The sequence below is a fragment of the Pseudomonas sediminis genome, from assembly GCF_039555755.1.
GTDB classification, from domain to species: Bacteria; Pseudomonadota; Gammaproteobacteria; order Pseudomonadales; family Pseudomonadaceae; genus Aquipseudomonas; species Aquipseudomonas mendocina_D.
The window spans coordinates 2065833-2079480 of record NZ_CP154631.1; the positions used below are offsets into that span (position 1 = coordinate 2065833).

17 protein-coding genes are annotated in these 13648 nt (G+C 62.9%); 9 read left to right on the forward strand and 8 right to left on the reverse strand.

Annotated elements, in window-relative coordinates:
- Positions 1-123: 123 nt before the first annotated feature.
- The 6 genes from AAEQ75_RS09845 to argH all read right to left on the reverse strand — a co-directional run bounded on the left by AAEQ75_RS09845 (position 124) and on the right by argH (position 3742).
- The gene (locus tag AAEQ75_RS09845) at positions 124-378 is read right to left on the reverse strand and encodes a TIGR02647 family protein (protein ID WP_099524712.1); all 255 of its coding nucleotides are present in this window, start codon (positions 376-378) and stop codon (positions 124-126) included.
- Positions 375-1124 carry a substrate-binding periplasmic protein gene (locus tag AAEQ75_RS09850; protein WP_343351996.1) on the reverse strand — a complete coding sequence of 250 codons (750 nt, stop codon included), beginning with the start codon at positions 1122-1124 and terminating at the stop codon, positions 375-377. The genes AAEQ75_RS09845 and AAEQ75_RS09850 overlap by 4 nt, the downstream gene beginning before the upstream one ends.
- Before the next feature lie 155 nt (positions 1125-1279).
- Positions 1280-1555, reverse strand: a complete 276-nt coding sequence (locus tag AAEQ75_RS09855; protein WP_179575179.1) for a hypothetical protein — start codon at positions 1553-1555, stop codon at positions 1280-1282.
- 10 nt (positions 1556-1565) lie between these two features.
- A complete protein-coding gene (locus AAEQ75_RS09860; protein WP_273257660.1) occupies positions 1566-2051 on the reverse strand; it encodes a GNAT family N-acetyltransferase in 486 nt (161 codons plus the stop codon).
- A 19-nt stretch (positions 2052-2070) separates the two neighbouring features.
- Positions 2071-2313 carry a hypothetical protein gene (locus tag AAEQ75_RS09865; RefSeq protein WP_143507660.1) on the reverse strand — a complete coding sequence of 81 codons (243 nt, stop codon included), beginning with the start codon at positions 2311-2313 and terminating at the stop codon, positions 2071-2073.
- Positions 2314-2347: 34 nt separating this feature from the next.
- Positions 2348-3742 (reverse strand): argininosuccinate lyase, encoded by a 1395-nt coding sequence (gene argH, locus AAEQ75_RS09870; protein ID WP_179575181.1) that lies wholly within the window; start codon positions 3740-3742, stop codon positions 2348-2350.
- 232 nt (positions 3743-3974) lie between these two features.
- On the opposite strand from argH, the gene AAEQ75_RS09875 reads away from it, so the two are divergent.
- The 8 genes from AAEQ75_RS09875 (at position 3975) to rsd (ending at position 11334) form a co-directional block, all read left to right on the forward strand.
- A complete protein-coding gene (locus tag AAEQ75_RS09875) occupies positions 3975-5048 on the forward strand; it encodes a histidine kinase (protein WP_179575182.1) in 1074 nt (357 codons plus the stop codon).
- Positions 5045-5791: a LytR/AlgR family response regulator transcription factor gene (locus tag AAEQ75_RS09880; RefSeq protein WP_343352001.1), complete on the forward strand. Its 747-nt coding sequence runs from the start codon at positions 5045-5047 to the stop codon at positions 5789-5791. Before AAEQ75_RS09875 ends, AAEQ75_RS09880 begins: the two co-directional genes overlap by 4 nt.
- Positions 5792-5885: 94 nt before the next feature.
- Positions 5886-6824 carry a hydroxymethylbilane synthase gene (hemC, locus tag AAEQ75_RS09885; RefSeq protein ID WP_343352003.1) on the forward strand — a complete coding sequence of 313 codons (939 nt, stop codon included), beginning with the start codon at positions 5886-5888 and terminating at the stop codon, positions 6822-6824.
- Positions 6821-7591 (forward strand): uroporphyrinogen-III synthase, encoded by a 771-nt coding sequence (locus AAEQ75_RS09890; RefSeq protein WP_343352005.1) that lies wholly within the window; start codon positions 6821-6823, stop codon positions 7589-7591. Before hemC ends, AAEQ75_RS09890 begins: the two co-directional genes overlap by 4 nt.
- A 12-nt stretch (positions 7592-7603) precedes the next feature.
- Positions 7604-8737, forward strand: coding sequence for a uroporphyrinogen-III C-methyltransferase (locus AAEQ75_RS09895; RefSeq protein WP_343352007.1), 1134 nt, complete (start codon positions 7604-7606; stop codon positions 8735-8737).
- A complete protein-coding gene (locus AAEQ75_RS09900) occupies positions 8734-9981 on the forward strand; it encodes a heme biosynthesis HemY N-terminal domain-containing protein (protein ID WP_343352009.1) in 1248 nt (415 codons plus the stop codon). The genes AAEQ75_RS09895 and AAEQ75_RS09900 overlap by 4 nt, the downstream gene beginning before the upstream one ends.
- Before the next feature lie 151 nt (positions 9982-10132).
- The gene (locus AAEQ75_RS09905; protein ID WP_099524669.1) at positions 10133-10624 is read left to right on the forward strand and encodes a disulfide bond formation protein B; all 492 of its coding nucleotides are present in this window, start codon (positions 10133-10135) and stop codon (positions 10622-10624) included.
- Positions 10625-10860: 236 nt separating this feature from the next.
- Positions 10861-11334, forward strand: coding sequence for a sigma D regulator (gene rsd / locus AAEQ75_RS09910; protein WP_125880821.1), 474 nt, complete (start codon positions 10861-10863; stop codon positions 11332-11334).
- Positions 11335-11506: 172 nt separating this feature from the next.
- Here rsd and AAEQ75_RS09915 read toward each other — a convergent pair whose 3' ends face one another.
- Positions 11507-12154, reverse strand: coding sequence for an FKBP-type peptidyl-prolyl cis-trans isomerase (locus AAEQ75_RS09915; RefSeq protein WP_343352012.1), 648 nt, complete (start codon positions 12152-12154; stop codon positions 11507-11509).
- A 195-nt stretch (positions 12155-12349) separates the two neighbouring features.
- Between AAEQ75_RS09915 and AAEQ75_RS09920 the strand changes: the two genes are divergently transcribed.
- Positions 12350-13180 (forward strand): AlgP family protein, encoded by an 831-nt coding sequence (locus tag AAEQ75_RS09920; RefSeq protein ID WP_343352014.1) that lies wholly within the window; start codon positions 12350-12352, stop codon positions 13178-13180.
- On the opposite strand, the gene AAEQ75_RS09925 is transcribed toward AAEQ75_RS09920, so the two are convergent.
- Complete coding sequence (locus AAEQ75_RS09925) at positions 13177-13620, reverse strand: TIGR02444 family protein (RefSeq protein WP_343352016.1); 444 nt, start codon at positions 13618-13620, stop codon at positions 13177-13179. The two genes, AAEQ75_RS09920 and AAEQ75_RS09925, sit on opposite strands and share 4 nt — an antisense overlap.
- Between the last annotated feature and the right edge of the window lie 28 nt (positions 13621-13648).

Consider the following 13648-nt stretch of genomic DNA (forward strand, 5'->3'; position numbering starts at 1 on the left):
TGGATAAGGTTACCAACGCAGTCTGTGGCAAGAGCCCCCGGGCGAGGTGCTCAAAGTGCGCGCCACTTTGACTCGCGGCGCGGCACCGGGTGACTGAGCGGCATTAGTCGGCGGGCGATTGGATTAAGCGGGAGTGGCCTGACGGGTCGAGAGAATGGTCAGCAGCGCTTGCGCGTGTTCGGCGGCATCGATGCCCAGGCTGGTCAGGTAGCCGCCGTCGGCTTGGCTCACCAGGCCTTTTTCGTGAAGGCGGGTGATGGCACCTTGCGCCTTGAATGAAGCGTTGTTGTGTACCTTGAGCCCTTCCAGATGGTTGTCCAAGTTGTACAGCGCGAGGATTTCCAGCTCGTCGATCAGGTCAGCGTTGAATGACTTCATGGTGACTCCGTCTTGTTGTTATGGCGTTCCTGCAGTGTAGAACCATGCGCGGTGCTCTGCCCATCAATGAGTTGCCAGTTGGCGAGAATTCGCTGGTAGGTGCCGTCCTGCCTGATCTGCCGCATGCCTGCGTCGAAGTCGCGCAGCAATGCTGCGGCCTGTGGATGATGGCGGGAAAAGGTCAGGTAGAGCTGTGGGCGATGCACCCTGGTCAGCGCCTTGAACTGGCCAGCCAGCTCGGGGTTTTCACGCAGCAGTGCTTCGGTGGTGCCGCGAAAGGCGATAACGTAGTCCACGCGGTCGCGCTGCAGCATGAGAAAGCCATTCATATCGCGCCGCACCGCAATGCGCTGGATATCCGCATAGCTGTCGAAGTACTCGCCGTAGGTGTAGCCGATGGTGACTGCCACGCGCTTGCCACGGATGCTGTCGAGATCATCAATCAGCGCATCCCCTGCATGACCCCAGAGCAGGATGTCGTCGCTGAACAGCGCCTCCTGCGGCAGCAGGAACTCCGCGCGGATGTGTGCGTCAGGGGTGGTGTTGAAGCAGCCTGCCAGACTGCCTGAACGCGCCAGCTCCATGCAGCGCGAGTAGGGGTAGGGCGCCAGCTCTACGGACGTTTTGCTGGCGCTGAACGCTGCACGGACGATGTCTGCCGACAAGCCCTCGATCTTGTCATTACGCAGGGCTGTGTAGGGATACCAGTCATCCTCGGCACCAATGCGCGGCGTTTCGGCTCGCACGACGCTGGCTCCGCTCAAACAGAGGGCGCAGATCAGCAGGGTGATGAGTCTGGGCAGCGTACAGGCCATCGAAGGCGGTACCTTCTCGGTCGGGATTGATGGTGACAGTAGCAATCTGCCTGCCAGTCCGACCAGTGGCCTGAGTCAATCCATCTTCAGTTTTCTTCCGGCAGCTCCGGCAGGGCGCGCAAGGCTTGCTCGTACCAGGCGCCATCGAAGGGGCGGTCCTCGCGCAGCATGGCATCGATTTCATGAGCCAAGACCAGTGCCATCAGCTCAAGGATCTCTTCGCGCTCGTAACCGACCAGCGTCAGCTTGTTGTACACCGCCTTGGCGGCTGCCGGTTCGCCGCTTTCCAGCTGATTCTCGATGGCCTGGATCAGGGTGGCCTCGGCGAAGCCTTCGTCTTCTTGGTCGTTGTTTTGGCTCATGTTCGATTCCTTATTGATTGTCGGCAGCGAAATCCAGCAAGGCCTGGCCAGCCAGGCGGTAGGTTGTCCACTCACTTTGCGGGCGGGCGCCGAAGGATTCATAGAAGTCGATGGCGGGGGTGTTCCAGTCCAGCACCGACCATTCGAAACGGCCACAACCGCGTGCCACGGCCAGTTGCGCAAGATGGCGCAGCAGTGCCTTGCCCGCGCCCAGGCCACGTGCTTCGGGGCTGATGTAGAGGTCTTCGAGGTACAGGCCGTGCTTGCCAAGCCAGGTGGAGTAATTGAAGAAGTACACCGCATAGCCGATGGGCTGACCGTCGTGCTCGCAGATCAGGCCGTGGGCCGTGCTGCCGTCGGCGAACAGGCTGTCGCGGATGCCGGCAGCATCGGTCTTGACCTCATGCTCGGCCTTTTCATAGATGGCCAGTTCGGTGATGAAGCCCAGGATCAGCTCTGCGTCGTCAGGGGTAGCGGGGCGGATGGTGAGGGGCATTGGCGTATCTCGTAAATGGTCAGCCGTAGGTCAGGGTCAGCCACGTCAGTGGCAAGCCCACCAGGCAAAGAAAACCGAATGCAGCGACCCAGGCCGTGCGCGAACCCATTGGGTCGTCCACGCGTAGCGGCAGGTTTGGGTAGCGGCCCAGCGTCAGTAGCCGCAGAGCCAGCCAGCCGATGCTGTACAGAATGTAGCCAACCACGACCTCGAGTACGAGCTCGGCGAGTAACGCCAGGCCGCGCAGCAATAATTCGAACATGGGAATTCCTTTTCCCTGATGGTTCCCGTGGGCGTTAGCGAGCCGCCAGCAGTTCGCGACCACGCACCACCGCCGCACGGACCTGATTCGGTGCAGTGCCGCCGATATGGTCGCGAGCGCCGACCGAGCCTTCCAGGGTCAGCACGGCGAATACATCGTCAGTGATCTGATCGCTGAACTGGCGCAGTTCGTCGAGGCTCATCTCGGCCAGGTCCTTGCCGGTCTGCACACCGTATTTCACGGCGTGCCCGACGATCTCGTGGCAGTCGCGGAAGGGCAGGCCCTTGCGTACCAGGTAGTCCGCCAGGTCGGTGGCGGTGGAGAAACCGCGCAGTGCCGCTTCGCGCATGATTTCGCGCTTTGGCTTGATTGCCGGCACCATGTCGGCGAAGGCGCGCAGGCTGTCGCGCAGGGTGTCGGCGGCGTCGAACAGCGGTTCTTTGTCTTCCTGGTTATCCTTGTTGTAGGCCAGCGGCTGGCCTTTCATCAGGGTCAGCAGGCCGATCAGGGCGCCGAATACGCGGCCGGTCTTGCCGCGCACCAGTTCGGGCACGTCTGGGTTCTTCTTCTGCGGCATGATCGAGGAGCCGGTGCAGAAACGATCCGGCAGGTCGATGAACTGGAACTGCGCGCTGGTCCACAGCACCAGCTCTTCGGAGAAGCGCGACAGGTGCATCATCGCCAGTGAGGCAGCGGCGCAGAACTCGATAGCGAAGTCGCGGTCGGAAACGCCGTCCAGCGAGTTGCCGCCAACAGCGTCGAAACCGAGCAGTTCGGCAGTGATCTCGCGGGCAATTGGGTAGGTGGTGCCGGCCAGTGCGGCTGAGCCCAGCGGCATGCGGTTGGTGCGTTTGCGGCAGTCGACCAGGCGCTCGTAGTCGCGCGCGAGCATCTCGAACCAGGCCAGCAGATGGTGGCCGAAGGTCACTGGCTGGGCGGTCTGCAGGTGGGTGAAGCCGGGCATGATGGTGTCCGCTTCAGCTTCGGCCAGGCCCAGCAGGCCCTGCTGCAGGCGGGTGATCTCGGCCAGGATGACGTCGATCTCGTCGCGCAGCCACAGGCGGATGTCGGTGGCCACCTGGTCGTTACGCGAGCGGCCGGTGTGCAGCTTCTTGCCGGTGACGCCGATGCGATCAGTCAGACGTGCCTCGATGTTCATGTGCACGTCTTCCAGATCGACGCGCCAGTCGAACTGGCCGGCTTCGATCTCGCCCTGGATCTGCTTGAGGCCGTCGATAATGGTGTCGCGCTCGGCATCGCTGAGTACGCCAACCTTGGCCAGCATGGTGGCGTGGGCGATGGAACCCATGATGTCGTGGCGGTACAGGCGCTTGTCGAATTCCACCGAGGCGGTGAAGCGGGCGACGAAGGCGTCGACAGGCTCGCTGAAGCGGCCGCCCCAGGATTGGTTGGTTTTTTCGCTGCTCATGATTTGGGCTCGGAATCGGGCGGGCCAGGTTGGCGGCCAGCATGGCGGACAAAGTGCGTCGATAATAACAGGGTCGGCAGGCGTTTCGCCGTGTCGAGTTAGCCGTCAGGCAGGACGCAGTGGTGTCGGCTGCTTCACAAATCTGTCGCGAAGGTGGCATTTCGGTGCTTTATTTTGTCCGGCTAGAGCCGTCTGGCTTGCCGGCTAGCAGGGCGACACGGAAACTGCGTCGATGCATACAAAATCGCTTGCCAAGAACAAACGTATCGACGACTTCTTCGTCCCGGAACTGTGCCAGCCGGAAGCCCTGCTGAGCATGGTGCTGCTGGCTGAGCTGCTGGTACTGGTGCTGGTGCTCGCCGAACCGATGACGCCCGGTTTCGACTGGGTGCGCCTGGCCCTGACCTCATTGTTCGTGCAGTGGATCGTGCTGCTGTCGGCTGCAGTGCTATGTCGATTACGGCCCTTGCTGGCGCGCCTGCCGCCGGCGCTGGCTGGCGGCCTGTGCTGTGTGCTGGTGGTGCTGCTGACTCTGGGTTGTACGGCGGTGGCCGACTATTACGAGCTGGGCGGGCCGCTGCCACGCAGTGGTGAAGTGAATCTTTATCTGCGCCATGCGTTGATCAGCCTGATCATGTCCGCACTGCTGCTACGCTATTTTTATCTGCAGAGCCAATGGCGTCGGCAGGAGCAGGCCGAGTTGCGTGCCCGTATAGAGTCGTTGCAGGCGCGGATTCGCCCGCATTTTCTGTTCAATAGCCTCAACAGCATTGCCAGCCTGGTCACGCTCGATCCGTACAAGGCCGAGCAGGCGGTGCTGGATCTGTCGGATCTGTTTCGCGCCAGCCTGGCCAAGTCCGGTACGCTGGTGCCGTGGAAGGAGGAATTGGAACTGGCGAAACGATATCTATCGATCGAGCACTATCGGCTCGGCGAGCGACTACAGTTGCAGTGGGAGGTCGAAGGTGTGCCGGAGGATCTGCCGATTCCCCAGCTGACCCTGCAACCTCTGTTGGAGAATGCGCTGATCTATGGCATCGCGCCGCGTATCGAAGGCGGCCTGGTGCGGGTCGAGGCGGATTACCAGGATGGTGTGTTCAGCTTGTGTGTCAGCAATCCGTATGAAGAGCGGGGCGAGCAGCATCCATCACGGGGTACGCAGCAAGCGCTGAGCAATATCGATGCGCGCCTGGCGGCACTTTTTGGGCCGAAGGCGAGTCTCAGCGTGGAGCGCCGTGACGGCCGTCACTACAGCTGTCTACGCTATCCTTGTGCGAGACTCACGCAGGAAGCCAGAGCAATATGAATGTCCTGATCGTCGATGACGAACCCCTTGCCCGCGAGCGCCTCAGCCGTATGGTCGGTGAGCTCGAGGGTTACCGGGTCCTGGAGCCCGCCGCCAGCAATGGCGAGGAAGCCCTGACCCTGATTGATAGTCTGAAGCCGGATGTGGTCCTGCTGGATATCCGCATGCCCGGCCTCGACGGCCTGCAAGTCGCTGCCAAGTTGTGCGAGCGCGAAGCGCCGCCAGCGGTGATTTTTTGCACGGCTCATGACGAGTTCGCTCTCGAGGCCTTCCAGGTCAGTGCAGTGGGCTACCTGGTCAAGCCTGTGCGCCCTGAGAGTCTGAGCGAAGCGCTGAAGAAGGCCGAGCGGCCCAATCGGGTGCAACTGGCCGCGCTGACTCGTCCCGCCGCGGAGACTGGCGGTGGTCCGCGTACTCATATCAGTGCGCGAACCCGCAAGGGCATCGAGCTGATCCCGCTGGATCACGTGGTCTACTTCATCGCCGACCACAAGTACGTCACTCTGCGTCATGAGGGTGGCGAGGTCTTGCTGGATGAGCCGCTGAAGGCGCTGGAAGACGAGTTCGGTGATCGCTTCGTGCGCATCCACCGCAATGCACTAGTGGCGCGTGAGCGTATCGAGCGTCTGCAGCGCACCCCGCTCGGACACTTCCAACTGTTCCTCAAGGGGGTCGACGGTGACTCGCTGGTGGTCAGCCGCCGCCATGTGGCCGGTGTACGCAAGATGATGCAGTCGCTGTAGCGGGTCGCCGGCTGCGGCCTATGGCCGCCTCCTTCCGCCGGCGCCGGGCGAGCCTGTTATGATTTGCGGCAATCGGTTTTCTGGAATTGCCTTCATGTCCCGCGAAATTCGCATCGCCACCCGTAAGAGCGCCCTGGCCCTGTGGCAGGCCGAATATGTCAAAGCCCGTCTGGAACAGGCTCATCCGGGCCTCAAGGTCAGCCTGGTGCCCATGGTCAGCCGCGGCGACAAGCTGCTCGACGCGCCGCTGGCGAAAATTGGTGGCAAGGGCCTGTTCGTCAAGGAACTGGAAACCGCACTGCTGGAAAACGAAGCCGACATCGCCGTGCACTCGATGAAGGACGTGCCGATGGACTTTCCCGAAGGGCTGGGCCTGTACTGCATCTGCGAGCGTGAAGACCCGCGCGACGCCTTCGTTTCCAATACCTACTCCAGCCTTGATGCACTGCCCGAGGGCAGCGTGGTCGGCACTTCCAGTCTTCGCCGTCAGGCGCAACTGCTGGCGCGTCGGCCGGACCTGAAAATCCAGTTCCTGCGTGGCAACGTCAACACCCGTCTGGCCAAGCTCGATGCCGGCGAATACGACGCCATCATTCTCGCCGCCGCCGGCCTGATTCGCCTGGGCTTCGAAGATCGCATCCGCAGCTCGATCAGCACCGAGGACAGCCTGCCGGCCGGCGGCCAGGGCGCCGTGGGTATCGAGTGCCGCAGCGCCGACAGTGACGTGCATGCTTTGCTGGCACCGTTGCATCACCGTGAAACCGCGCTGCGCGTTACTGCCGAGCGTGCGCTGAACAAACATCTCAATGGCGGCTGCCAGGTTCCCATCGCCTGCTATGCCCTGCTCGATAATGACCAGCTATGGCTACGCGGTCTGGTCGGCCAGCCTGACGGCGGCCTGTTGCTGCGCGCCGAAGAACGTGCTGCCAGTGGTGATGCTGAAGCACTGGGGGTGCGTGTCGCCGAGGCACTGCTGGCGCAAGGGGCCGATGTCATTCTCCAGGCCGTTTACGGTGAGGCCGGTCACTCTTGACTGCATGGCGCTTGCTGCTGACCCGTCCAGCCGAGGATTGTGCAGCGCTGGCGCAGACCTTGGGTGCGCAGGGCGTGTTCAGTCACTGCATGCCGCTGCTGGCCATCGAAGCGCTGGATGAGACGCCCGAGCAGCGCGAGGTCTTCGCCACATTGCAACGCTACTGTGCGGTGATCGTGGTCAGCAAGCCGGCGGCTCGCATGGGGTTGCGCCTCTTGGCGCAATATACGGCGCAGACGCCTGACCTGCCTTGGTTCAGCGTCGGCGCTGCCACCGCGGCTGTGCTCGCCGAACAGGGCTTGCGCGTGCACTTTCCTGATTCGGCCGATGACAGCGAAGCGCTGCTCGCTCTGCCTGCGCTACACCAGGCGATTGCCACGGCATCTACGCCGCGTGTTCTGATTCTGCGTGGCGAAGGTGGCCGAGAATTCCTTGCCGAGTACTTGCGCGGCCAAGGCGTGACGGTCGACTATCTGTCACTGTATCGCCGTGTGCTGCCGCTGTACGCGCCGGGCGAGCTGAGTCAGCGGGTGCGAGCGGAACGCCTGAACGGCCTGGTTGTCAGCAGTGGACAGGGTTTCGAACATCTGCAACAGCTAGCCGGCGATGACTGGCCGGCGTTGGCTCGGCTACCCTTGTTCGTACCCAGCCCGCGCGTCGCCGAACAGGCCCGTGCTGCGGGTGCACAGATCGTTGTGGACTGTCGTGGCGCCAATGCCGCGGCCTTGCAGGCAGCTCTGGAGCAGTTTCCGGCTGCCGCCCTCTAAAAGGACGGATACGTGAGCGAAGCATCCACCCCGAACACGCCAGAAGAAAAAACGGCCAGCGAAGCCGTGCAACCCACCCCCACACCGCCACCCGCGAAGGTACCCCGCAGTGGTGGTGGTAGCGGTCTTGCCGCATTCGCCCTGCTGATCGGGTTGGCAGGTGCCGCTGCCGGTGGCTGGAGCCTCTGGCAGCTGCATGAAATGCAGAGCCGGGACCAGCAGCAGGCCGAAGACCTGCAGCGCACCCGCGACGACAGCGCGAAGAAAGTGGATGAGTTGGCCCAGCGCCTGGATTCGCGCCTGTCCGCCCTGCCCAGCGCAGCTGAACTGGACGAGCGCCGCCGCCTGCTGGCTAACCTGCAGAACGATCAGCAGCGTATGAGCCAGCGTCTGGAAAGCGTGCTCGATGGCAGCCGCCAGGATTGGCGTCTGGACGAAGCCGAGCACCTGCTGCGCCTGGCAACTTTGCGGTTGTCGGCATTGCAGGATGTCGCCAGCGCCGAAGCTCTGGTGTTGGCTGCCGATGAAATCCTTCGTGAGCAGGACGACCCTGCGGCCTTCGCCGCCCGCGAGCAACTCAGCCGTAGCCTGGAAGCGCTGCGCACCACGGCGCGCCCGGATCGCGTCGGCCTGTTCCTGCAACTGGGCGCCCTGCGTGAGCAGGCAGCAACCCTCAACCCCCTGGCGCCGACCTTCGAAGGGCAGGGCGATGTGCTTTCCGATCTGGCAGCCGAAGGTGATGGCAGTGCCTGGTGGGGCGAGTGGGTGAAGAAGCTTTCGGAGTACTTCCGTATCGAATTCGATGCCGATCGCAACGTGCGTCCGCTGCTGTCCGGGCAAAGCCTGTCGCAGGTGCGCCTAAGTCTGTCGTTGGCGCTGGAGCAGGCACAGTGGGCCGCGCTGCATGGCCAGACCGGTGTCTACCAGCAGTCATTGAAGCAGGCCGAGGAAATCCTCGACGCCCACTTCAATCTGGACAATCCGGACAGTCGCGCCCTGCGCCAGCGCTTCGGCGAGCTGGCCGATGCCAGCATCGAGGTCAAGGTGCCGGACCTGAGCGACTCGCTCGATGCACTGCAGGCGTACCTGCAACGCAAACAGGCGCAACGTCGGCAGGGGGCCGCCGCGGCCGAGGAGGCGCAATGAGACGCCTGATCTGGCTTCTGCTACTGCTGGCCGTGGCAGTCGGGTTGTATCTGCTCAGCCTGGCTATCGAGGCCGACCGCGGCTATGTGTTGTTTGCGTACAAGGGTTTCCGTTATCAGTCCGGCCTGTGGGCATTCCTTGGCCTGCTGGTGGTCGTCGTGGTGTTGTACTACCTGATCAAGTGGACGTTGCGTCTGCTGCTCAGCTCGACGCGACTGGCCAACCCGTGGTCGCGTCTGCACCGCAATCGTCGCGTGCGCCTGGCGTCCGAACAGGGCATGCAGGACCTGGCCGAAGGCCGCTGGGCGCGCGCGCAGCGTCAGTTGACCCGCGCCGCCGAAGCCGACAGCCGACCGTTGATGTATTACCTGGGCGCAGCACGGGCTGCCAGCAAACTTGGGCAGCACGAGCAGAGCGATGCCCTGCTTGAGCGCGCACTGAGCAAGCAGCCTCAAGCCGAGCTGGCGATTGCCTTGACCCACGCCGAGCTGCAACGCAATCGTGGCGACAGTGATGCTGCACTGGAGACCCTGCAGGCGATGCGCGAGCGTCATCCGGGCCATCATCTGGTGTTGCGCCAGCTACAGCGCCTGTATTTGCAGCGTCAGGACTGGTCGGCACTGCTTGGCCTGCTGCCTGAGCTGCGCAAGGAAAAGGCCCTGCCTGCCGCCGAACTCGACGAGCTGGAGCGCGAGACCTGGCGCGGTCGTCTGGCCGATGCCGGGCAGCTAGGTCAGGGCGACGGAGAAACCGCACTGCAGCCGCTGACCCAAGCCTGGCAACAGCTTTCTTCACCGCTGCGTCAGGAACCTGAGCTGGTTGCCACCTACGTCGAGCAATTGCGTCGACTAGGCGCACAGGAAGAAGCCGAAGAGGTTTTGCGTGGTGCGCTCAAACGTGGCTACGACAGCCGTCTGGCGCGCTTCTATGGCGTGCTGCGTGGCGCCGATCCGGCGCGTCAGCTGCAAACCGCCGAACTCTGGCTCAAGCAGCATCCGCAGGACCCAGCCTTGCTCTTGACCCTGGGCCGCCTGTGCCTGCAGAACCAGTTGTGGGGCAAGGCGCGCGATTACTTCGAGACCAGTCTGAAGATCGAGCGCCATCCGGAAACCTGTGCCGAACTGGCGCGTCTGCTGGCGCAGTTGGGCGAGCTGGAACGCAGCAATCAGCTACTGCTGGAGAGTCTTGGCTTGCTGCATCAAGGCTTGCCTTCTCTGCCTCAACCAAAGGGCGTCAGAGCTTGAATGACTGCGGCCGAATGCCGCGGTAGGTTTGGTATGCGGACGGAGGGGCGTTCCAGCATGATGAAAAGCCGACTCTGATTCACGGGGCGCCTTGAAAGGCGCCCTCGCTTTCCTCTACCGTACGGCCCTCGATTTCCCTCCCGGAGCCACCATGCACTTGGCCAGTCCGCGTCCCCTGTTTTTTCTGGCATTCATCGGCTGCGTATTGCTGATGGCGGCTGCGCTGTACCTGGAACACGTCGTTGGGCTGGAGCCCTGCCCGATGTGCGTGCTGCAACGCATCTGCGTGGTGTTGTTCGGCGTGGTCTGCCTGATCGCTGCGATCCATGGGCCAGGCAGCGTAGGGCGCCGCGTTTACGCGGTACTGGCGCTGCTGTTCGCCGGGGCTGGCGCCGCCACCGCCGGCCGGCAGATCTGGCTGCAGAGCGTGCCAGCCGACCAGCTTGAAGCCTGTCTGCCCAGCCTCGAGTTCATGATGGAAGCTCTGCCGATGCAGGACATCGTGCGCCTGGTGTTCCAGGGTAGCGCTGACTGTGCCGAGGTGAAGTGGACGCTGTTCGGTATGAGCATCCCCGAGTGGAGCCTGCTGGGTTTCATCGGCATGCTCGGGTTCTGCCTGTTCCAGCTGCTGCGTCGCGATTGAGAATGCGAATTGTACGAAGCCACACGGGTCGTGGCTTCGGGATTAAACGGTCGTATGAAACTTTCTCACGGCGATGCCTTGATGGTGGGTGTCCACGAGCATAATCTGGCTCGCACGCACCGCCGGAAAAATGCCAATTTGCGGTTGCCTTCCCAAGGTCAAGCACCGATTGACAGAAAAACGTCTCGGGAGCGGACGTATAACAGGCATTATCGATAAGGGAAGCGAGGTTCATCATGCTTGAGAGTTGCCGGAACGCACAGGAACGTTGGGGTGGGGTTCACCAGTTGATCGATCGCTGGTTGGGTGAGCGCCGCGAACTTGTGCTGGCTTACACCGCCCTTACCAAGGCGCCGCAGGCGCCAGCAATCAACTGTGAGTCTCTGCAGGGTTTCTGCGAGTTGCTGGTGGATTACGTGTCTGCTGGTCACTTCGAGGTCTACGAGCAGTTGACCAACGAGGCCAAGGCCTTCAACGACCAACGTGGTCTGGAACTGGCCAAGCAGATCTACCCGCGTATCGAAGCCATTACCGCGGTCGCGCTGGCGTTCAACGACCACTGCGACAATGGCGACTGTCGCGACAGTACATCGCTGGTGGCGGAGCTCAATCATCTGGGGCAGTTACTGCACGAGCGCTTCGAACTGGAAGACTGCCTGATCGAAGTACTGCACAACTCTCATCAGGAACAGGCCGCCGAAGCGCTCTGAGCCCGTGTTGGCAATGGTCCGGAGCACTCCGGGCCGTGAGGCTGACGCCAGTCAGTTAAGCGTCGATGCACAAGTTTTTTGCGGCGGCGTCCCGCCGCGCATCAGGGCCGCGCGCAATCGAAAGCTTCGCCCCGCGGGGGGGTCCTACGTAAGCCTGCTTGTCGAAAGGCCATCAGTCGGCTACGTCGAGCAGGCGTAGATCGAACACCAGTGGCGCATAGGGTGGTATCAGGTCACCCGCCCCTTCTTCTCCGTACGCCTGATCCGCTGGAATTACCAGGCGCCAATGAGCGCCTTTCGGCATTTGCAGCAAAGCGCTGCGCCAGCCGGCGATCAGGCTGTCCAGGCGAAACCACTGCGGCGTGCTGCTCTCATCGAAGACGCTGCCGTCGGCCAGTTCGCCGCGGTAAATCACCTGCACTCGGCTGCGAGCGGTGGGCGTCGGGCCGCTGCCAGGGCTGAGCTCCGTCACCAGCACGCCATTGGCCAGCGTCCGCACGTTCGGGCGGCGCCCTTGCTCGGCGAGAAAGCGCTGCTCGGTTTCGATGGCTTTGGTGTGGCGCTGTGGCGAGGCTTCGATACGCGCTTCGTGTTCATCCAGCAGCTGCTCGATTCGACCTGCGTCGAGTCGCAAGGGCTTGCCCTCGTAGGCCTGGCGCAAGCCTTCGAACAGCTCGCTCAGTGGCAGGTCAGGCACCTCTTCGTGCAGGCGCTCGCCAAGGCGTACGCCCAAGCTGTAGGCCAGATCCTGCTGGTGCTGGTCGGCCTGCACGCCCAGGCTGCAGCAGATAGCGAGGGCGGCGATTACGGCGCGGCTCATGACGGTGTCTCCCGATCAAGATACTTGGCAGGCTGTTGAGGTTTTGCTGCGCCGTAGCGTGCTCTGCAACAGCTAAAAGGTCTCGCCGATTATGCCAGCGCACTTCGGCATCTGCTCGGCTCGCCAAAAGGCCTATGGCGAGCCCTCGCGGCTGCGTCTAGTATGGGCGCGTTCACATCCGCCAGGAGGCGCGCCATGTCGGCCAAGAAGAAGTCCATCACTACCCCGTTGCACCTGCTGCATCAACTGTCTGCCAGCTTGCTCGAGCACCTGGAAAATGCCTGCTCGCAAGCGCTGATCGACGCAGAGAAACTGCTCGCCAAGCTGGAGAAGCAGCGCGGCAAGGCGCAGGAAAAACTGCACAAGGCTCGCAGCAAGCTGCAGGACGCAGCTGTTGCCGGCAAGGCCAAGGCGCAAGCCAAGGCCAAGGACGCAGTCGCCGAGTTGGAGGAGTTGCTCGACGCACTCAAGGCCAGCCAGAGCGAAACCCGCACCTATATCGCCCAGCTCAAGCGTGATGCTCAGGAAAGCCTGAAGCTGGCCCAGGGCGTAGGCAAAGTGAAGGAAGCTGCCGGCAAGGCGTTGGATGTGCGTGAGGCCAAGGCCGCTGCTCCGGCCGCCAAGCCGAGCGCGGCGAAAAAGCCTGCTGCAGCGAAAGCACCCGTGAAGAAGGCCCCGGCCAAACCGGTTGCTGCCAAACCGGCGAGTAAAGCCGTCGCCAAGCCAGTAGCGAAACCGGCAGCAGCCAGCAAGCCTGCTGCCGCAAAAGCACCGGCCAAGCCCGCAGCAGCCAGTAAACCTGCTGCTAAGCCGGCTGCCAAGGCCACGCCTGCAAAACCCGCGAGCAAACCGGTCAGCAAGCCGGCTGCGGTGAAGAAACCAGTCGCTGCCAAGGCTCCGGCGAAGAAGGCTCCGGCCAAGCCAGCAGTTGCCAAGCCAGTCGCCGCGCCGGTTGCTCCGGCAGCCCCTGCTGCTCCTGCGACCACCAATGGAGCCACCGCCCCGGTTACTCCGAGCGCTTCCTAAGGGTGATCAACGGCGCCGCGTAGCACCTGCAGCGCGGCGCTGTTCCCTCCGGCCAGGCTGATCAACCAATCGTTTTCGCCTGCCTCGTTTGGCCAGTTCTTGGCCAGCGCCTGCAAACGATCGAGCAATATCCGCTCGGCCTGCAGTTCCAGTTTCTTGACCTGCTCACGCAAGGCTGCCAGTTCCGCATCCTGGCTTGCGTTCGCGCGCCAGTCCTGGCGTACATGACGCAAAGGCGCGATCACCTCGCGTTGCCAGGGGGCAGCCGCTTGCTGCAGTGCTTGCAGGCGCTCATCCAGGTAGCGCACACCGCGCCGCTGCAACCAGGCACCGGTCAGCAGCAGGCAAACGTCACTACCTGTGTCCTGCAACTCCAGGCAGGCCTGTTCCACGCCTGCTCTGGCGTAGAGTTCGAGGGCGAAATTCCACAGATCCTGCACGCGGCCTCCGGGGCGATTTGGTAGACTC